Raw genomic sequence first — 16,447 nt, 5'->3', positions numbered from 1 at the left:
AGTAATCGTACCCTGTTCGTTGAAGTTCATTATTGGACTACAATGGTTTCCAATTAGGATCCTTATTATCAGACTTATTTGGCGGTCTTACATATTCCAAGCTTCTTTCACCTTTAGCACCAAATTTCATAAAATTTTTTTGTGCTTGTCTAAAAGAAACATAATTGGCACCAGTTTCATCCGGATATTTATATTGATAGCCATCATCTTCCCAGAAACAAATTTCACATATGTCATAGGTGTATGGGGGTTTTTCATCTAATGTTTTATAACCACAACAAGGACAAGTATATTTCACGATTACACCTCAATCCTATTTTTTCTCTTTAATGAACTATAAACAATCAATCAGCTTTCTTATCGCACTGATGACAACTTCCGGTTCATCATTTTGTATATAATGTGCACTGTTTTTGGCAATCACCAATTCCCCATTTGTAGATATTTCGAGCAAATCCTTCTGCATTTCATTCCATAGATCTTGTGATTTCTTTGAATAATGAGCTTTCTTACCTGCTGAAAGAACAATTAATGGTACATTTAATTTGCGTTTTGTTTCTTTTAGCTCTCTCAAACTTTCCATAAATTCATAATAATTACCTTCATAAACGAATTGCTCGTTGTAGGCTTTTTGAAATTCTATTGACATCGTTGGAAGAAATCTTTCTCTATAATCTTCAGGCGTAGAGTCAATTAGTACGAGTCCACACACTTCATGTTGATATTCAGTAGCAAACATTCTCATATTCACTCCACCAAAAGAATGACCTACTAATATGTAAGGAGGGTTAACCTTAGCTTCAATTAGAAGGTTCTTCAATTCTTTTACCATCTCACTGCTTATTCTAGAATTAGAGCTTTTTTCACTTTTCCCAAGTCCTGCTCGATCATAAATCATAACCTTAGCATACAATGAAATATCTCCAATGACTGAATCCCAAGCCTTGGAAAAGTCACCATATCCTGCGTCCATTACAACTGTTAGTTTACTGTTATTTTCACCCAACAATTTAACATAAAATCTAGAATCATCTACTTGTACAAATCGTTCTCTAGTCATTGTGTACCTCTTATGTATTCCTTTATTTTTTAAATCCATTTGAAGTTATTGAAGTTTCACAAAAAATATTATTCCATTTTATTACCTGTAACCATCATTAATGCAACTATTATTTATTCAGAATATAACCAGGGAATTGGAGGTGGTGTAGCAGCTTCAGGTAAAAGATAAACAAAAATGAAGAAGAAACAAATCAAAAGCCCAAAACAAATGATGAATAAAGAAAGCAATGGATTAATCTTTTTTAAGATTCCGTACACACCGAATAGAGTACTTATAATTCCTATAAAAAGTTCAGTAAGTGCTACTGGATACACTGAATAATGCTCCATAATATAAACTCTTAATGAGTTAAAAATTGTTATTGATAGAATAAAAGTTATCTGTAAAGCCAATCCCCAATATGGAATTCTCATCCTCAACCTCCAGAATACTTATCTATATTTGCATTTATTTAATTACCATTGCCTATTAACCAATTAAAATGATTCCAGTTTATTGTATTAGTATTCTACTATACATACCATCAACATTAAAAAATTCCTTACTAATATTTTATTATATACCTAAATTTTCTGTAAAAATGGAAAATACACATATTTATGGTCTATTAATTGAAGGCTTAGGAAAGAACTTTATTTGAAATACTTTTCATAAATGCTGATTAAAAAGTAAATTGGTTGCTCTTCTAATAGGATAGCTTCAGGAAAAACTTTTTTTCTCATTTAGAAACAGAACATAAATAAAACCCGAACCATCCTTGGTTAACAAAGATAATTCGGGATTTTACTTTTTATTTTTGCACTAATTCAACTTCACCAATTTCCTCAACAATAAGTTTTAGCTTTTTGGAATGGTTATAGGATGTGATTGGGAAGTTTGTTGAAATCATTGTTTCATTATTTTTTGTGCTCATACTAAACCCACCTGCTTCATATACGTTACCATCTTCATTTATGATTTTCATTCGATGCGCAAACGAATTTTCATCATCATATATTCCGTCCAATGAAAATATTAGGTTTAATGATGTTGGGTTAGCCTTAGCTTTAGAAATTCGGAAAACAGAAGTTTGATCCTGCATCACATATTGAATAGTAGAAGCTGATTTTTCTTTATTGCTATTAGTTACCGACAATTTCCAATCTCCATTAATTTTTTTGGGTGTTCCTGTTTCGTTGAAAACATTAACACTTTCCACTTCTATTATCGTGTCTTTTAAAATGGGTATAACTCCTTCGTTTGAATTCAATAATACATCATACTGAATTTCCCCTGTTTTTATATCCAAAACTGGATTTTGTGGCTCATAACCACCTATATAACTATTGTCTCCCTTTAATGATTTTGTATCTGGAATAATTTCTGCGATGTAGTCACCATCACCATTTTTTAATCGGAAATCCATAGAAATTTCTTCAGCTTTATTTAAAATTGAGGGGTCTTCAAATACTAATTGAAAACTTAATCCTATCTTATTTTCGTCTGAAAAATGTTTATCTAGTAATATCTTAATACCCTGATCTGTTACTGAACTTTTATCTTCTTGGATAAATCCATTATTTATAGCTTGTTCTATCCCTTGATCTCCAAAATTAAAAAGTTCGTTCATACCAGCTCTTACATGTTCATTCGTAAGAACAATACTTGCTAATATTAATGTACAAGCAGCAGTAGCTACTCTTTTCCAAATGAAATTGTTTTTTCTCTTTTTTGATTTGGTGCGAATAATATCATAGGTTTGATCTAACGACTGTCTTACTTTAACAGGAATATCCTTCTTTTCATTCATCACCTGATTCAACTCATTTTCGAATTTCATAGACGATCACTCCTTCATTTTTATAATAATTATTTCGCAATATCGACTTTGCTCTCGAAAGTCTGGATTTAATGGTTCCTTCAGGTTCTTTTAAAAATTCACTCATTTCTTTAATATTCAATCCAACAATATAATATAAAATGAGAGCCATCCTATAGACTTCATTTAAACTATTAAGCGCATCTTCTAGTTCGATATTCTGAAACTCATCATCTACTTTTTCAATGAGTTTATGGTCATTTATCACTGAAATATTTTTTTGCTTATTTAACAAAGAGTTACATTTATTTATTAGGATTTTACAAATCCAAGTATTAAAGTACTCTTCGTTTTTTAGTGTATATAATTTTTCATAAGCCGAGATAATCGCATCCTGCATAACATCAGCTACATCTTCATCATTGTTCAATAATCTACTTGCAGTCCGATACAATACATCTTCGTATTGCTTTATAAGTGAAACAAAAGCCTCTCCATCTCCTTTTTTCGCCTTTTTAACCAAAGCTTTCACTGTATTCAATATGACACCCCCATTACTAGTTGTTTTGTTTTCAATATATTAGATATCCGAGAGTACCCATTGGTTGCATGCTATAAAATCATTTTAAAAATTCCGTAAAAAATAAGCTGTTTGACAAAGCTACTACTATGTCAAACAGCTTATTTTCCTAGATGTTCCTACAATTAAAAGAATGAAACCTAGTGATTAGCAGCGTCAAGTTGTAGTTAAAAAACTTTTGCAAATTTACAATTGTCACGAAAAAAACGTCTAAAACCTTAACTAACATGGTTTATAGACGTCTTGTTATAAGAAATGCAAAAGATCATTACAGAAGAACTAAAAACCTCCGCCTTCTCCTCCACCACCATCATTATTAAACTGATTTCTTATCGTTTCAGTTTCTATATTGTGATTACCTTTATTAACATCTGGTGGAACTGCACCTGTTTTCTTACTGAAATAAATAGCAACAGTACATAAAATTCCTAGTGGGATCAAAAATATTAGCCAAATCATTGCTCTCATCCTCCTTAATTTCTATTTATCTAGTAAGAATACATAAAATATTTACATGCTGAAGTGACTGCTGCTTCAGGATATCTATTTAATTTCCTTTTGTATATTTCTTGGATCAAACAACCAAATAATTTATCAATTTAACCTTATCAATATTTAACCATATTTTGCAAACCCTTAGGCAGATAGTAAGTTGATTTAAAAGAAACAGGGCCTTCTGTCATTTTAAATTTCTTACTTAATAATAAATATACTGTGATCCCAATCAACGTTATTATTAAAACTATCAGTAAATTAAACATACATACTCCTGTATTCAACTTGTTACTTATTTTTATCCTTACTCCATTTGTAAGGTATTCTTGCCCAATGGATAAACAATAATATCAAGTACATTATAAAACAAACAATTATATTTTCTATCCATCTAATATCTTTGTTAATTATTAATTGCAAAGAAGTCATGACTACAAAAAACACGAAAGTAAATTTAAGGTTCTTTATAAACAAATTAAAAACCTCCGATTAAAAAACTTAGCCTCTTAGGATGAAAACCGCACCTATAAATATCTGTTACAACCTTTTCAATCATTAGTAGATAATTTTTTAAAACATTCCTGCCTTATAACAGACAATTGATCTCATTGCACACACACTTAATAAACGCGTTGTTAGAATACGATATTTTATTTCCCCTCGTCTCTATCAATCTTCTTTTCTAAAAGCTTAATTATTTCTTCATTCTGTTTAGTGATTTTATGTAAATCCTTTGATATTAGTGGTAAGTAGTACATGATGAAAACACCACCCGCTAAAAGAAATAGTACAAACACAAGCTGCAATCATTCCATCTCCTCAAAATTCACTTAAAAATATCCTAATGATTCTTAAGATGTAACCCCTTTTAATCTTCATTTCTTTCAAATTGATTTTCTTCACTCATACTCCTTATGATTTATCACTCTATAAGCCTTCACATAAAGATCATCTATTGATATAAAGTGATGTGATTTCTCTTTATTACCTAACCCCCTTGTAGTTCCTTTGATATTTCCTATTAGATGAGCTTGTCTTCTCCCAACTTCCCAGCTATAAAGTTCTCCATTAGTGTTATATGGATGATGAAAATATGCGACCTTCCCTCTCACACAGAGACCATTTGAACCATGTAGAATTTTTGGAGTTTTGAAGGATTGAATCGTATTTGTTATTGGATTGACGTTAAGTAATGGGAAGTCAGTATAAGGAAAAAGCCAAATTGAAGAAGAATGACCTTTACAAATAGCGTAGCAATCAACAATAGATGGTCTACCAGATAAATCACTATGGTATCTGAAAATTGGAGTTCCTTCATAAGAAAATAAAACAAGGCCTTCAGTTGAAATACCTTCTCCAAATACTCCTTCATCGAAATAACTAATCCAAATCCCTTCGTTGCTAACTACTATATCCTCAATACCATCTCCACAATTAAAGGAATTGCGTAATGTGCCATCACTGTTAAAAATATAAAGGTTCTCTGTTTCTCCATCATTCCGTGCGTCAGCAATTAATAAACTGTCTGTATTAATCCACCTAACTAAAGGATACTCACAAGTTATACTAATGTTTGAAAGTATAATTTGAGAATCCATAAATTTTACGATGAGTTTACTATTTTCTCTAAAGGCAACTATCAATCCAAAGTTGTCTGTCCAATCAGCATCAAGTAACTCCACACTATCTTTTTCAGGGTCTTTCTTGAATAAAATGCTTTCAATTAATTCCATCATAGATCCTCTTTTCACTCATCTTTATAAATTAGAATGTTTCCTTGTATTGATCTAACATTTCATCATCATATTTCAAATTGGCTAGTAACCTTTCCCAAAGTGTTCTTAATTCTGTGTAATTCATCTTGGATAATTGATTATAATCAAGGTTTTCATCAAGATACTTTATATCCTTTAACAATATCTCCATTAATTGCAATGATTCTTCATCGATAACATTTTTCTTGCTTATCATAGCCCCAAACTCCTCTGAGGAAGAAAGATGACTGTAAACATCAAATAACTCTGCCAGCTCTCTATACCTTTCGTCATTCGGCTCGACGATTTCTAGTGTATGAACTGATAATTGTAAGCTCAGAGACATAGCAATTAGATATTCTGCTTTTTGCTTTAAGGATAGATCGTTGTACTTACTTACTAAACTATCTCCAAAATAATATGAATAATTAACACCATTTTGAATTTTTTCAAAATGTGCTGTTCGTGATTCTTCTTTATTTATATTTAATTGTTGAAACAAATATATATTCAGCATGATGGATATCATAAGACCTATTACGATTAGTCTTTTTCTATACTTTTTCAAATACCTCTCCCCTTTCGCCTACTAAATTTTACCACATTAATTTCTTTTGTTGTTGAACAAACCTGTTCGACACTTTTCATAGTCACTGAAAAATTTTGACAAGGTTGAGAAACCCTTATCAGGTTTGGAGTAAGCAGTTACCGACAGTAAAGTTCCAAAAAAAACTAAATAAAAAAACTGCTTAGCAGCAGCTTGTTAATGCTCAAATATTAGTAATATAATTACAATGCTAGAACATCCTCAATTATTTGTTCAAATTTATTACTTATAAAGCTACGGTTATTTATAATTTCTTCATTTTTAAAGGTGACACTACCTCTATGTTCATCAAGATTTAATTTCTCTACTATAGAAGAAAACGCACCCTTACTTTTCTTATCAACTTCAAAATAAATCGTTGTTTCCTCATCATCCTGGATAATATAAACCTCTAATTCATCCAGCTTGTTTAAGTATTTCCCGAAGGAAGGTACAAACTCATATTGCTGAACGAAAGCACGCTTTACATTTATTCCAAAAGGTACTTTTTGACTTTCCATTTGTCTAAATTTAAAACCGATTATTTTTATAGCATCAACAATGTTTTCATGAACTTCAGTAGGTTCTATCGATAAATAGTCTTTATCACTAGGATCAACAGCATGTTGAATATTAACATCTGTATCAATCCAAACAGGTGGAACATTTTGATTTGTTTCTGGATCTCGCATTGTTATAGGAGTATCTAGGGGAATTCTAAATGAAAATGGTATCTCTTTTCGTTCTCCACTATTTATGGTAAATGGATTGTTTACCATATATGTAGAAACAACTGCAGATGACAGTCGATCACTGTCCTCATATCCATATAACGTCATTAAATTAAGCTGTATTGATTGTATCTTTTGATCTGTTACTCCTCCAACAATTTCAACCACACCTTCAAGTATCTCACCTTGAGTATAGTAACTCTTACTGAGCTTTGTATTTACTTTTGCAGAACCCACGCCAACACTAGCAATTATCTTATTAATAAGAGACATGTAATCACCTCATCATTTATTTATTATTCATACGAATTAACAAAGATAAAGTTTCAAAATAAAGATACCTTCCCTTTTAGGTTTCACGTTAATGTTAGTGACGTAACACATAATATAAAAAATACTGTAAATAATACCAAAGCGACAGTATTATTTCTAATGGTTAGACTCAAATCTCATGTAGATCGAAAAATCTCTAACGGTATAGGAGTTGAGAAAATGGAAAACATCGATCATGTTGTTCATATAGGTGAATTAATAGCTGTTTCTAAAGTTTTCCAATTGAACCCCTTTCAAATGATCACTTTACTAGAAAATGATGAAATGGAAGTATTCGAAAATAAGGAAGCTTTCTTAGGTAAATACGGGCTTAAAGAAACGTATGATGAATTAGAAGATTGGTGTGAATTAAATAATGGAAAAATCTTTACGAAAACAAAATAAAAAATGATATAAAATGAATGCCATTACTGTTTATGGTCCCTGAGGATAAATATATGTTTAAAATCTGTAGTCATACAAAGAACGCGATCATCTTTTAATGATTACTAAAATCCCTAAAATAATAATCGCTCATCCTTATTTCCAAGAATGGCGTTTAACAGTTCAATATATAAATTTCAATTAATTTTCTTCTTGCAAAATAACTACATAGCTTATGTTATAAAAATCAGCAGCTGGCTTTACTAATGCTGTATTAGTGAGCCCGAAATTATCATGTTTAACTTCAACTACTTCACCAATTTTTAATGGAATCGGAAATGTTTTACTCTGCTTTGACGTTGTCACAATATTGCCTACTTCAATTTTCACAGAGGGATCTAATCTTGTGAAATTAAGCTGATTACTCTCCATATCGTAGTTTTCAATCATACCAAAAACAGACTCATCTTTTTCCAGAGTTGCTGGAATTAAATTCTTTCTTCCAGAACTCGTTAATAACTGTACCTCAGAAGAATTTTCATTTACCTTATGTATTAAACCGATTAGGCCATCAGGACCTAATACAGCCATATTCTCTTTAATTGAATCAACCTTACCTTTGTTAATAACAAGAAAGTTATACCAAAGTTGTTGATTTTTTGGATCTAGATCTCTTGAAATTACGGTTCCAACTACCGGGTTATATTTTTTATATTTATTTACAACTGTTTTTATATCAGATAACAATTTATTATCAGATATGATCAAATCTTTATCAACCTTTAATTGTTCGTAACTGTCTATTCTATCTTGTAATACTTCATTCTCTTTATAAGTATTCCATAAATCTCCTATTTGAGAAATATGTTGATTGTTTCCTATACTTTCTTTTAGATTATAAATCCCTGTATATTTTATGAGTAAAATAGAAATGATTATAAATAAACTTAACAAGATTAGGATTCTTTTCTTCAAAATAAACACCTTTCACCAATAAATATAAAAAGTTAAAACAAAACTTTTTGGCTTGTACTAAACAACAAGCATACTAATTTCACCATATTGCTTCTGTATTCTCATCTCATTTATTTCTAAAGTTATATGTCTGTCCGACTACTAATTTCTTAGACGATACATACTCGTAAAAAGTTTGTTTTCTTAAACATGTTCTTTATAACTCTTAGTACTCTTAAGTAACTCAATCACTAATTTATACAATATAAAAAATAATAGATTGGTAGTTAACCTCACCTACAGTATGAGATTTCTAACAAACAAGAAAACATATATCAATGCACTACAAATGACAATACCTAAACCTATCATGACAAATCCATATACAAACCCTCTACCCATAGAGAATAAATCTAAGAACATATTCTTAAAAATATCTAGTACCTTATTCATTATTCCTCCCCAAACAAACCATTTTATATATATGAAACACCAATGTACATTAGAAATTTATAAACTATGTTCCTATTTATCTATATGTATTGTTTATATCGTTAACCATATAGTCAAAGAATACTAATTTATACTTCCAAATCAACATTAATTCCTACACTCGATGCCTGCTTTCCGCCTCTTATACCCCAATGATCAAGGTTAGGTTCATGTAAAGTTGTTATGATTGAATTTTTACTGATATTCAAGGATTGTGATATAGCAGCTGCAAATTCCACAATTAATGTTTCTTTTGTTTCTTTTTTCCGACCTGGAAACATTAACACCTCGACAAAAACAAACTCTTCATCCCATCCTTCTGGCATAAACCAATTTGATTCCTCGATTTCTAGAAACATCACTGGTCCATCTTGTAAAGGTACATGTAAGACTTTTTGCATAATGTTTCTTAAACTAAATGCAATACCTTGTTTATCAATACCTATTCTATTTTTTAGATAAACCTTTACTAATGGCATGATTACACTCCTCTTTTTTTGTCTTGTTTTCCATATGTTTTTAGGAATCACTAATGCATGAAATGAAGCACTAAAATGCAAGCCCTATAATATCTTCTTAATATATGTTTTCATCATTCTAACATATATATCCAATTATAAATTATCATTTAAAAATATAAAACTCTTTATATTTCAACAAAACTCCTTTAGTCAAAGAATATAATGACAGGTTCTCTTTAAAAGATTAGAATTGAATAAAATACCATTTATTCTATTTTTTTATTAACATGAATGCGTAGGAGGTAAAGCAGATGTATTGTGAGAATTGCGGAGAGGAATTACAAAATAACAGTCAGTATTGTAAGAATTGTGGTGATTTAACAAACAAAGCCTACAGTTATAAAGTATTTAATTTATTCTCATATATTGTTGGGTTGGTATTTTCACCACTTTTAGGTGTCATAATGGGCATAGTGGGTTTAGTTAAGCGTAAAAAACACGCTTGGAGTATAATTGTAGTTTCACTTATAGGTTGGGTAATAAATGCACTTTTAATAGGAAATTTATAGTATTAAACTCTTAATATAAATAAATCGTAAAAGAAATATCCTTCTACTGTCTATATCAAAATAAGCGCTTACTCTCATTTTAAGAATAGCGCTTGTTATTTATTTGCGTTTTAAATAAAATGAAAAACAATAAACGATTACTCTTTTAAATTCGCTTTCATTAAAGAGGAAATCTGTTGCTCATCTGTGTTTGAAATTTTTTCGAGTTGACTTATAACTAACTTCTGTCGCTCTTTTGAATGGTTTTGACTTAACTTAGCTTTTCCTTCTATTTTATTAATTTTTATTTTAAAACCCTGTATTCCTTTGTTCATACTAGAAAGATATTCAGCATCCACATTCTGTAACTGATAAGGGCTTTCTTCAGATTCATATTTTAACACCATATCATGTAAAGAAGACTTTAACTCATTTTCGTCCTCTAATAACTCTACTTCTCCATAAACGTGAACTGTCACGTAATTCCAGGTAGGCACTGCTTTGTTTGTTTCATACCACGATGGAGAGATATAATAATGAGGACCTTGGAATATGGATAGAACTGTTTGATCTTTAATATCTATCCACTGAGGATTTGGACGGGCAAAATGTCCATATAAGTATGAGTGATCCTTATTTAAAATTAAGGGTAAATGAGTGGCAAATGGTATTTCATTATGTTTGGAAATAAGAGTGGCAAAACTATGGTCTTTCATGATGTCGTGGCAAATTGCTTCATCAGTGATTTTAAAGTATTTTGGAATGTACATCATAATCCCCCTTTACAAAATTATAAAAGTGTTTTCGTCATGATAAAGTCAGTTTGTTTTTCATCACCCATATAAAATGAGTGAACACTAGTGTGAACAAATCCCATTTTTTCATAAAAAGCTATTGCATTTTCGTTTTTCTCCCACACGCCCAGCCATACTTTATTTTTGTAATGTTCCATCGCAATTTCCATCGCTTTATTCAACAGAGATTTACCTAGGCCATATTTTTGAAATTTATTCTTTATATAAATCCTCTCAATTTCTAGGGATTCTTCGCCCATTTCTTCTGATTGAGCATCATTCATATTTACTTTTAAATATCCGGCCACTTCATTAGTAAAATTCGCAAAAAAGAATTGCGAAGAAGGATTGGCTAATTCTCTTTCTAATTGTTTTAAGTTAAATGCCTTTTGGATATAGGCTGTCATATTTACTGTTGAATTCTGATCTTTAAATGTATCGTTGAATGTTTTTATACTTATTTCTTGAAGTCTATGTAAATCATCCTGATTGCATTTTATTAATTTTACAGCCACTTAAAATGTCACTCCCTTTTCATATCAATATATTCTCTTGTGCCCCTTTTTGACGAGTTCCCAGTCTTTTTCTATATTCTTTCTTACTCTATGAAGAAAATTGACCATGTCTTCTACTTCTTTTTCGTCAAAGCCTTCTAATGCGACACTGTTCGAGTGTTCATTTTCTCTTATTATATAAGGATAAACATTTTCTCCTTTTTCTGTTGGAAAGATTTTTTTGATCTTTTTGTTATATTTATCTTCTTTCTTTTCGATAAACCCATTCATTTCTAGTTTATTGATCGCACGAGCTGCTGTTGTCCGATCTACTTTTATCATCTCAGCTAGTTTTTCTTGAATGATTCCCTTGTTTTCACATATTCTCACAAGGTATAAATATTGCCCTTTTGTTAGATCGTATTCTTTAAATTCAATATTACTTATTGAATCTAATGCCCTTGCAATCATACCAATTTCACGAAGAATATCCGTCATGGTAACCTCCTTAGTGTTTTGTTGTAAATGCAACAAAATACGTTGTGTTTTTAATTTAAACTATTTTTATTGTATTTGCAACAAAATAAAGGATTTTATGCAAAAGATTATAATTTTGAAATGAACAACATTTTAAGAAACAATGGTTTACATTCCTTAACTTTACTATTGCTCTTAAAATGCAACCTTTCTTTAATTCTTCCTAATATAGAAAATATATTGTCATACCTCTACTTTCTTTCTAAAGGTGAGAGTATTTTATTCGTTTTTCTCCTTAAAAATCACCTTAGCAAATGCTGCTCCAATGATTGTTGTTATACCAGCAAAAATACCCGAATAATTTTGGTTATCCCATTCTATAAAAGAATTTGCAATTGTAACTACTGTAGCAAAAAATGCTGATGTAAAAATTATTTGTACTGTATTTAATCTCGCATTGAACTTCATATTAATTCCCCGTTTCTATAATAACTATAAAAAAATCCCAAAATAGAATAAATATAGCAGACATTAGATGAGAAATAGCCTCGTAAGTAATATCCATTGAAGATTAATTAAGGTTTCACTTTGCTATTATATTTGTCCAGCAAAGAACACCATTAATATTATTGGTAACAGGAAGATTAACATTAAGGAGATGATCGAAAGCTTAAAAATGCTCTTATACGATAAATTCCACACTAAATTTAAGGATAGACTAAAAAATAGTAATACTAACAAAAGGCAGAGTAATGTTCCAACAGGTTCATATATACCAAAGGTTTCTTGAATGAAAGAACCCCTTCTATCTCCAACGAAGAAGAAATTTATAGTAGAAAATCCAAATAATATAATAGCCAATAACATGGAAACATAACCTGTAAATTTCATAACAATATCCCCCTGTTGAGCTAGATTACTGAATATCACATTAAAGCGTCTATTATTAAAAGGTGTTGATTAATTATTATGAAGAAAATCAATTAATTCCTTTTCACTGTAAGTTTTCAACACTATTTCCTTTGTATTAAAGACAACAAAAGCAGGAGACTTTTCTAATTCTATGAATTTATATTGATTATTTATTTCTTTTATTGAACTTCTACCATGAACAGCTTGAACATTAAAGATATTATTTTTTTCCTGCCATTCATTTCCCATTTTAAATTCACCAGTCTCATCAACAACTAATAAAGAATACTTAGATTCATCGTTTGAGAAAAGAGGATGTAATGGTACTGGATCAGTATCTGAAAATGATGAGCAACCAACCAATAGTATAAATAAAATGGGTAATAACCATGTTTTTTTCATAAGAACCTCCAATTCCAATATTAAAACAAAATCCTAAATTTACAATTAATACATCGTTAGTGATATACGAAATTCATTCATGCTAAGTTGTTTAAGAAGGAACTTTTATACTCCAGACAATTGAAAACTCTCCAGTAAGCAAACATTTAGCTCTGCACTTGATACTCTATCTAATGTATAAAGAGATACTGTATCAAGAACAAATTCATCAGTAATCTCTTTAGATAATAAATTCTTTTTATCCAATTCTGATAACGTTGCATTGTTAGATAATGTACAGTGTGGCTTATAAGGGAATGGATTGTCTTTAAATTTAATACTCGAATTCGCAAATTGTTGGTGTAATTTTACGAAAGAACTTTCATTATTTAACGTAAAAAAGAAGATGTTTGTATTTGGAAACCTACTAACCTCTAAAAATTTAGCTTTAATTGGTTTTGTCCTTTAAGCTATTTCTTTTATCGTAACATAGACATTGCTTGGATGTTGTTCATGCTGTAATATCCCTAAGCCACTTGATCCTGCAATTGTTATTTCAGCTGGCAATGACATGATATAATCATTATCAGACCTTATTTTCATTACTTTTTCCGAAATGTCCATAGGTAGATCCAAAACTATGTATGTGTCTTTATTAAATCGTTCCATAACAGCCTATTTTAATCTCCTTTATTAATCAATATTTTTCTAGTTATTAAAATTATTCCTTTCTAAGCTTTACAAACTGACCATTGAAGTGTGCTTTCCCTGACAAACCCTCTGTTCTGATTTATGTGAATCATAATTAATTACCATTTATCTTTAAATGCATATCATATAAGTTTAGACATGTAATATTCATCAACATATTTTCCTTCAATAAATAAAGAATTTCTTTTTGTACCTTCTATTTCAAATCCCTGTCTTTTATACAATGAGAGAGCTGCTTCATTTAAAGTAACAACTGTTAACTCTAAACGACATATTCCTCTTTCCTTAGCCCATTTCTCCATTTGCTCAAACAACCTTTTGCCTACACCTTGTCCTCTAAAATTAATTGAAATTCCTACTACAATATAAACAGAATGCTTGTTTCTTTGCGCACCACCACCGACAGCTAACAGGAACCCTATAAGTTTATCGAATTGTTCAGCAACGAATATAGTAGAATTTTCACTTCTTTGGATAGCTTCTATTTTTTCAGCTTGATGATCAGTCTCAACTGATCTTTCCCCCACTTCCCAAAGCATATATTGCGAGCTTGCTTCAATTTCATTCGTTAGCAGTGCAAACTTTTCAGCATCATCTATATTTATTTCTCTTATTTTCATGTTCTTTTTCACCTCTAACGTTCTATTACATATTGATAAAGCACACTATCAGACGTTGGGAAAAAGGATTTCCCAAGAAAATTGGTTAAACATTAACGATTCTAACAACACAAAAATATATGTTGGTAGATTTCATAGTTCAAATACTCCCACTGAAATTGAAAGGTCTCTTGAAATTTCTGGTTTAAGCTGGACAAGTAAATTAGACAACCTGGAGTATGATATATATAAATGCCTGTGAATTCATCCCTTAAATAACTATCTAAGTGAACTTTTCACCAACCAGTTTAATTAAATTCCCGGTAATAGTTGAATGTTGTCTATTTCTATTGTTTAAATGATATAATTTACATAGTTTCAAAATTCTTGTATTATAAGGGGATATATAATTGAGAAGCTTATTGAAAAAAATAAATTTACTAGATTTAGTGACTGATATAACTGAATATAAGAATTTTGTCGTATCAGAAGTCAATGATCATGTTTTAAGAATTGCTGTGATTAATGGTGAGTTTCATTGGCATCAACATGACACAGACGAATTATTTATGGTACTAGAAGGAGAACTCATAATCGACTTCGAAAATAATAAGACATTTAATTTACTACCTGGAGAAATCTTTAATGTACCGGCACATACGCAACATAGAACAAGATCTAATAGTAGAACTGTAAATCTATGTTTTGAGAAAAGGGATAACGATATAAATGGGACTTCTTAAAGTAACAAGTTCTTGTTGCTTTTATTAATGTTATAGTTTCTAAATCCAAAAATATTCGCATTGTTCCAGTAAGGGCTAGATTGCTTAAGATCAAAATTAATATAAATCACCTTTCCCTTCTGGTTTTAATTGTTTTAGTGACACTTTTGTATGTTGCCGAATACTCAATCTGCTCTTTTACATAAAAATGCACATGTAACACATTTACGTTTAATGACTGAGGATTAGTAAGAATGACGTAGTTACTATTTTTCAAAAATTATACTTATTATTGATTCCCATGCAGTCGAGGTAGGATCAATAATTTTAAAATGCTCAACATTTGGTAGAATTAATAGTTTTACATTACTACCTTTTTCTATTGCTTTTAAATAGTAATCTTTACTTAATTCTACTGGTACATGTTGATCAAGCTCACCATGAACTAAAACATGATCTATTCTTATTGGAATCAACTCTATTGGAGAAGCAGCCTTATATCGTTCATCAAACTCATTTGGAGGTCCACCCATAAGACTAGCAACAAGACTTTTAATGCCTTTTTCTTCGTGAAACTTCCACATTTTATTTAAATCTGTCACTCCTGCTAAACTTACCACTTTCTTAACAGGTACAATTAATTTATTAAAGCTTTGAGCATCTTTTATTTGGTCCATTCTAGAAGCAACCCAAAGGGCTAAATGACCACCTGCTGAATGACCGATAAGATATACTTTTGTTAAGTCTAAATTGTATACTTCCTTTAAATGGGACAGATAATTAATTGAGTCGATTACATCATTAAAAGTACCTGTCCAACCTCCTCCTTCTTCTCCAACTCTGCGATACTCGATATTCCATGTAACATAACCCCTACTTGTTAGGTCTTCTGCAATAGGGTTATTTTCTTCAAGATTGTATTTAGACTGCCAAAAACCTCCGTGAATCATAACTATTATTGGTAATGGTTCTTTACTATCCGGAATTCTTAATACTCCAAATTGTGAGCTATGTTCCCCATAAGATATTTTAATTGTACGTGACATTATCTACTCCTTAACGAATTATTTAAAAGATGACAACTTATTTTCCCTACCTCTGCTACCTTAAATAATTTTGGCTCCCACCCACAAATAACATCATAATTACATAAACATAATTAAAGATAGAGATTATTTGCCTGAATAAGGTTGCAGTAA

The 16,447-nt window shown here is 30.4% G+C and carries 26 protein-coding genes; 3 read left to right on the top strand and 23 right to left on the bottom strand.

What is annotated here, in order from left to right:
- Positions 1–37: 37 nt before the first annotated feature.
- The 10 genes from JOC75_RS02115 to JOC75_RS02070 all read right to left on the bottom strand — a co-directional run bounded on the left by JOC75_RS02115 (position 38) and on the right by JOC75_RS02070 (position 7,280).
- Positions 38–298: a CPCC family cysteine-rich protein gene (locus tag JOC75_RS02115; protein ID WP_204952473.1), complete on the bottom strand. Its 261-nt coding sequence runs from the start codon at positions 296–298 to the stop codon at positions 38–40.
- Between the two features lie 36 nt (positions 299–334).
- Complete coding sequence (locus tag JOC75_RS02110) at positions 335–1,060, bottom strand: alpha/beta fold hydrolase (RefSeq protein ID WP_204952472.1); 726 nt, start codon at positions 1,058–1,060, stop codon at positions 335–337.
- Positions 1,061–1,173: 113 nt separating this feature from the next.
- A complete protein-coding gene (locus JOC75_RS02105) occupies positions 1,174–1,476 on the bottom strand; it encodes a hypothetical protein (protein WP_204952471.1) in 303 nt (100 codons plus the stop codon).
- Between the two features lie 377 nt (positions 1,477–1,853).
- The gene (locus tag JOC75_RS02100) at positions 1,854–2,882 is read right to left on the bottom strand and encodes a DUF4179 domain-containing protein (protein ID WP_239589242.1); all 1,029 of its coding nucleotides are present in this window, start codon (positions 2,880–2,882) and stop codon (positions 1,854–1,856) included.
- Positions 2,866–3,393 carry a sigma-70 family RNA polymerase sigma factor gene (locus JOC75_RS02095; protein WP_338036560.1) on the bottom strand — a complete coding sequence of 176 codons (528 nt, stop codon included), beginning with the start codon at positions 3,391–3,393 and terminating at the stop codon, positions 2,866–2,868. The genes JOC75_RS02100 and JOC75_RS02095 overlap by 17 nt, the downstream gene beginning before the upstream one ends.
- Before the next feature lie 327 nt (positions 3,394–3,720).
- Positions 3,721–3,900: a hypothetical protein gene (locus tag JOC75_RS02090; protein ID WP_204952469.1), complete on the bottom strand. Its 180-nt coding sequence runs from the start codon at positions 3,898–3,900 to the stop codon at positions 3,721–3,723.
- Between the two features lie 686 nt (positions 3,901–4,586).
- Positions 4,587–4,742 carry a hypothetical protein gene (locus tag JOC75_RS02085; protein WP_204952468.1) on the bottom strand — a complete coding sequence of 52 codons (156 nt, stop codon included), beginning with the start codon at positions 4,740–4,742 and terminating at the stop codon, positions 4,587–4,589.
- Between the two features lie 93 nt (positions 4,743–4,835).
- The gene (locus JOC75_RS02080; RefSeq protein WP_204952467.1) at positions 4,836–5,669 is read right to left on the bottom strand and encodes a TetR family transcriptional regulator; all 834 of its coding nucleotides are present in this window, start codon (positions 5,667–5,669) and stop codon (positions 4,836–4,838) included.
- Positions 5,670–5,700: 31 nt separating this feature from the next.
- The gene (locus JOC75_RS02075) at positions 5,701–6,258 is read right to left on the bottom strand and encodes a hypothetical protein (RefSeq protein ID WP_204952466.1); all 558 of its coding nucleotides are present in this window, start codon (positions 6,256–6,258) and stop codon (positions 5,701–5,703) included.
- A gap of 221 nt (positions 6,259–6,479) precedes the next feature.
- Positions 6,480–7,280, bottom strand: a complete 801-nt coding sequence (locus tag JOC75_RS02070; RefSeq protein ID WP_204952465.1) for a sporulation protein — start codon at positions 7,278–7,280, stop codon at positions 6,480–6,482.
- 219 nt (positions 7,281–7,499) lie between these two features.
- Between JOC75_RS02070 and JOC75_RS02065 the strand changes: the two genes are divergently transcribed.
- Positions 7,500–7,724: a hypothetical protein gene (locus JOC75_RS02065; protein ID WP_204952464.1), complete on the top strand. Its 225-nt coding sequence runs from the start codon at positions 7,500–7,502 to the stop codon at positions 7,722–7,724.
- A gap of 180 nt (positions 7,725–7,904) precedes the next feature.
- Here the strand turns inward: JOC75_RS02065 and mreC are convergent, their stop codons facing one another.
- The 3 genes from mreC to JOC75_RS02050 form a co-directional block, all read right to left on the bottom strand.
- Positions 7,905–8,678, bottom strand: coding sequence for a rod shape-determining protein MreC (gene mreC, locus JOC75_RS02060; RefSeq protein WP_204952463.1), 774 nt, complete (start codon positions 8,676–8,678; stop codon positions 7,905–7,907).
- A gap of 276 nt (positions 8,679–8,954) precedes the next feature.
- Positions 8,955–9,110, bottom strand: coding sequence for a hypothetical protein (locus tag JOC75_RS02055; protein ID WP_204952462.1), 156 nt, complete (start codon positions 9,108–9,110; stop codon positions 8,955–8,957).
- Between the two features lie 128 nt (positions 9,111–9,238).
- Entirely contained in the window at positions 9,239–9,628 is a 390-nt protein-coding gene (locus JOC75_RS02050; RefSeq protein ID WP_204952461.1) for a tautomerase family protein, read from the bottom strand.
- Positions 9,629–9,921: 293 nt separating this feature from the next.
- Between JOC75_RS02050 and JOC75_RS02045 the strand changes: the two genes are divergently transcribed.
- Entirely contained in the window at positions 9,922–10,179 is a 258-nt protein-coding gene (locus JOC75_RS02045; protein ID WP_204952460.1) for a zinc ribbon domain-containing protein, read from the top strand.
- Between the two features lie 137 nt (positions 10,180–10,316).
- Here the strand turns inward: JOC75_RS02045 and JOC75_RS02040 are convergent, their stop codons facing one another.
- From JOC75_RS02040 to JOC75_RS02005, 9 genes are all read right to left on the bottom strand, one after another.
- Positions 10,317–10,928, bottom strand: a complete 612-nt coding sequence (locus tag JOC75_RS02040) for an FMN-binding negative transcriptional regulator (protein ID WP_204952459.1) — start codon at positions 10,926–10,928, stop codon at positions 10,317–10,319.
- A 20-nt stretch (positions 10,929–10,948) separates the two neighbouring features.
- Positions 10,949–11,467, bottom strand: coding sequence for a spermidine/spermine N(1)-acetyltransferase (gene paiA / locus JOC75_RS02035; protein WP_204952458.1), 519 nt, complete (start codon positions 11,465–11,467; stop codon positions 10,949–10,951).
- A gap of 24 nt (positions 11,468–11,491) precedes the next feature.
- Entirely contained in the window at positions 11,492–11,944 is a 453-nt protein-coding gene (locus tag JOC75_RS02030; RefSeq protein ID WP_204952457.1) for a MarR family winged helix-turn-helix transcriptional regulator, read from the bottom strand.
- A 258-nt stretch (positions 11,945–12,202) separates the two neighbouring features.
- A complete protein-coding gene (locus JOC75_RS02025) occupies positions 12,203–12,391 on the bottom strand; it encodes a hypothetical protein (protein ID WP_204952456.1) in 189 nt (62 codons plus the stop codon).
- A 126-nt stretch (positions 12,392–12,517) separates the two neighbouring features.
- Positions 12,518–12,814: a hypothetical protein gene (locus tag JOC75_RS02020; protein WP_204952455.1), complete on the bottom strand. Its 297-nt coding sequence runs from the start codon at positions 12,812–12,814 to the stop codon at positions 12,518–12,520.
- A gap of 69 nt (positions 12,815–12,883) precedes the next feature.
- Entirely contained in the window at positions 12,884–13,237 is a 354-nt protein-coding gene (locus JOC75_RS02015; RefSeq protein ID WP_204952454.1) for a hypothetical protein, read from the bottom strand.
- Positions 13,238–13,342: 105 nt separating this feature from the next.
- Complete coding sequence (locus JOC75_RS24420) at positions 13,343–13,669, bottom strand: 2'-5' RNA ligase family protein (protein WP_420828006.1); 327 nt, start codon at positions 13,667–13,669, stop codon at positions 13,343–13,345.
- Positions 13,670–13,681: 12 nt separating this feature from the next.
- Complete coding sequence (locus JOC75_RS02010; RefSeq protein WP_204952453.1) at positions 13,682–13,885, bottom strand: hypothetical protein; 204 nt, start codon at positions 13,883–13,885, stop codon at positions 13,682–13,684.
- 164 nt (positions 13,886–14,049) lie between these two features.
- The gene (locus tag JOC75_RS02005; protein WP_204952452.1) at positions 14,050–14,547 is read right to left on the bottom strand and encodes a GNAT family N-acetyltransferase; all 498 of its coding nucleotides are present in this window, start codon (positions 14,545–14,547) and stop codon (positions 14,050–14,052) included.
- Positions 14,548–14,948: 401 nt separating this feature from the next.
- On the opposite strand from JOC75_RS02005, the gene JOC75_RS02000 reads away from it, so the two are divergent.
- Complete coding sequence (locus JOC75_RS02000; RefSeq protein ID WP_204953476.1) at positions 14,949–15,269, top strand: cupin domain-containing protein; 321 nt, start codon at positions 14,949–14,951, stop codon at positions 15,267–15,269.
- 245 nt (positions 15,270–15,514) lie between these two features.
- Here JOC75_RS02000 and JOC75_RS01995 read toward each other — a convergent pair whose 3' ends face one another.
- Positions 15,515–16,294 carry an alpha/beta hydrolase family protein gene (locus JOC75_RS01995; RefSeq protein ID WP_204952451.1) on the bottom strand — a complete coding sequence of 260 codons (780 nt, stop codon included), beginning with the start codon at positions 16,292–16,294 and terminating at the stop codon, positions 15,515–15,517.
- Between the last annotated feature and the right edge of the window lie 153 nt (positions 16,295–16,447).

Origin of the sequence: Metabacillus crassostreae (assembly GCF_016908395.1) — a bacterium.
GTDB classification, from domain to species: domain Bacteria; phylum Bacillota; class Bacilli; order Bacillales; family Bacillaceae; genus Metabacillus; species Metabacillus crassostreae.
This window is presented reverse-complemented; position numbering and strand designations above follow the sequence as displayed.